Origin of the sequence: Acinetobacter sp. BY419 (genome assembly GCF_019038395.1) — a bacterium.
GTDB lineage: Bacteria > Pseudomonadota > Gammaproteobacteria > Pseudomonadales > Moraxellaceae > Acinetobacter.
Window position 1 is genome coordinate 1 of record NZ_JAGFXZ010000069.1, and the last position, 2,526, is coordinate 2,526.

The 2,526-nt window shown below is 43.7% G+C and carries 3 protein-coding genes; all 3 read left to right on the top strand.

Features of this window, described 5'->3' with window-relative positions; genetic code table 11:
• A partial coding sequence (locus tag KUG37_RS14560) for an MFS transporter (RefSeq protein ID WP_216938543.1) occupies positions 1-861 on the top strand: 861 nt, incomplete at its 5' end.
• A gap of 51 nt (positions 862-912) precedes the next feature.
• A complete protein-coding gene (ssb, locus tag KUG37_RS14565) occupies positions 913-1,500 on the top strand; it encodes a single-stranded DNA-binding protein (protein WP_216940663.1) in 588 nt (195 codons plus the stop codon).
• Positions 1,501-1,822: 322 nt separating this feature from the next.
• Positions 1,823-2,386 carry an alkyl hydroperoxide reductase subunit C gene (gene ahpC, locus KUG37_RS14570; protein ID WP_216940665.1) on the top strand — a complete coding sequence of 188 codons (564 nt, stop codon included), beginning with the start codon at positions 1,823-1,825 and terminating at the stop codon, positions 2,384-2,386.
• The last annotated feature ends 140 nt before the right edge of the window (positions 2,387-2,526 follow it).

Sequence of the window (2,526 nt, forward strand, 5' to 3'; positions counted from 1 at the left end):
GTGATGGGACTGGCTGCCATTGCCATGCTGTTCATGGTGCCGAAAGTTACGCGACATCATAAAAACTTTCAGCAGGGCTATCTGGCACAGGTGAAACAGGTACTCAAAATCGGTGATCTGAATCGTCTGCACGTGTCGGTTTTTACCCTGCATTTATTGCTCACTGCCATGTTTATCTATGTGCCTTCGCAGCTGATCGAATTTGCGGATCTGCCACTGGCCAGTCATGGCTGGGTATATCTGCCGCTCTTGGTTCTGAGTCTGTTCTTTGCTTTTCCAAGTATTATCCTGGCAGAAAAATACCACAAAATGCGTGCGATTTTTCTGGTGGCCATTACTGGTATTATTCTGGGTTTGATGGTGATGGCATTTGGGTTTGAATCCAAATATGTCTTGCTGATCGGTCTGGGCCTGTTCTTCATTGCCTTTAATGTGATGGAAGCCTTGCTGCCTTCCTGGCTGTCGAAAGCGGCACCCATCCAGTCTAAAGCCACCGCAATGGGAGTGAATGCCAGCAGTCAGTTTTTAGGAGCTTTCTTTGGCGGTATCATTGGCGGACAATTATTGCTGCTGAACAATACCTCAATGGGCTGGAGTATCCTGACCGCGATTGCGATTGTTTGGCTGCTGATGAGTTTCGGCCTGGCTCAGCCGCGATATCTGTCATCGTTGGTACTGCGTCTGCCGGAAAGCAGACAAACTGACGAATGGACTTCTCAGCTTTTGGCGATTCGTGGTATTGAAGAAGTTGTGGTGATGTCTGAACAGCAAGTTGCCTATGTAAAAGTCGATAAACAGCAGATTGATGACGCTTCGCGACAACAATTAACGCACTTGTTGGGTAAAGAGGTAGCCATTTAATCATAACTCTTATAAAGTAAAATACAGAAATATATAGGAAGTAAACGGCAAATGCGTGGTGTAAATAAAGTTATTTTAGTGGGTACTTTGGGTAAAGATCCGGAAACCAAAACTTTTGCAAATGGTGGTTCTCTTACTCAATTCTCGATCGCAACCAGCGATTCGTGGACAGATAAAAGTACGGGCGAACGTAAGGAACAAACGGAATGGCACCGTATCGTGCTGCATAACCGTTTGGGTGAAATTGCACAGCAATATCTTCGCAAAGGCTCAAAAGTGTATATTGAAGGTTCATTACGCACCCGCCAGTGGACTGACCAGAATGGTCAGGAACGCTATACGACGGAAATCCGTGGCGAGCAAATGCAGATGCTAGACTCTAGCCGTCCTCAAAACGATCAGGGTGAGAGCAGTTTTAACCAGCCACGGTTTAATAATAATCAGGCGAACAACAACCAGGGCGGTTATGGTAATAACCCGCAATCAGGTTATGGTTCAGCACCGCAGCAAGGTGGTTTTAACAACAATAATCAAGGCGGCGGTTATGGCAACAATAACCCGAGTGGTTTTGCGCCTAAATCTGCACCTGCTCCAGCGGCAGCGCCTGCAGCAGATCTAGATGATGACCTACCATTTTGAGATACTCCAAAGATGTAATTTGTTAAATTGTTATTAAAACCCACCTGAATCCGGTGGGTTTTTTACACCTTGAAGATTTGCATTTAATTTTGCATACCGTCCCGACTGACCAGAACTTTAAGAAGCCTTAGAACATAGTGCTGCGTTTGTTCAGGGCAGATCGCATCGAGATCATAAATCACATAAGTCCTGCTGATAGAAATTTATGATCTAAAAAAACGATCATTTTTATAAAAACTTGCGGTTTTACCTGTTCGTGAATTTTTCGTATTCTAGCTGCACAAGATAAGCAATCCCAGAAATAAGCGAGAGGAAATATCTCATGAGTTTAATCAATACTGAAATCAAACCATTCAATGCAACTGCTTACCACAATGGTCAGTTTATCGAAGTTTCTGAGCAAGACCTGAAAGGTAAATGGTCAGTGGTGTTTTTCTATCCTGCAGATTTCACCTTTGTTTGTCCAACAGAACTTGCAGATTTAGCTGATCAATATGCCGAATTCCAGAAAATGGGCGTAGAAATTTATTCTGTTTCTACCGACACCCATTTTACTCATAAAGCTTGGCACGATACCTCAGAGGAAATCCAAAAGATCCAATATCCAATGATCGGGGATCCGACCTGGACATTGGCTAAAAACTTTGAAGTATTGATTGAGGCTGAAGGTCTGGCAGATCGTGGTACTTTCGTGATTGATCCAGAAGGTAAAATCCAGATCGTTGAAATCAACGCGGGTGGTATCGGCCGTGATGCACAAGAACTTCTGCGTAAAGTGAAAGCAGCACAATATGTATATGCACACCCAGGTGAAGTTTGTCCGGCAAAATGGAAAGAAGGTGAAGCAACACTTGCACCATCAATCGACCTGGTGGGTAAAATCTAATTCATACCTGCTTTTTTGAAGCTTAGATTCTCAAATGAAGTGCAACAGAGATTAAATTATTGGAAAGAAGCAAGATGAGCTAGCATTTTGCTTCCGACCGACCAAAGTCAAAGTTGCATCATGAACTATACTCACCTTAC

Bases quoted from the DNA above. Each gene is read 5' to 3' on its own strand.
- ssb (WP_216940663.1), top strand. From the start codon at position 913: ATGCGTGGTGTAAATAAAGTTATTTTAGTGGGTACTTTGGGTAAAGAT.
- ahpC (WP_216940665.1), top strand. From the start codon at position 1,823: ATGAGTTTAATCAATACTGAAATCAAACCATTCAATGCAACTGCTTAC.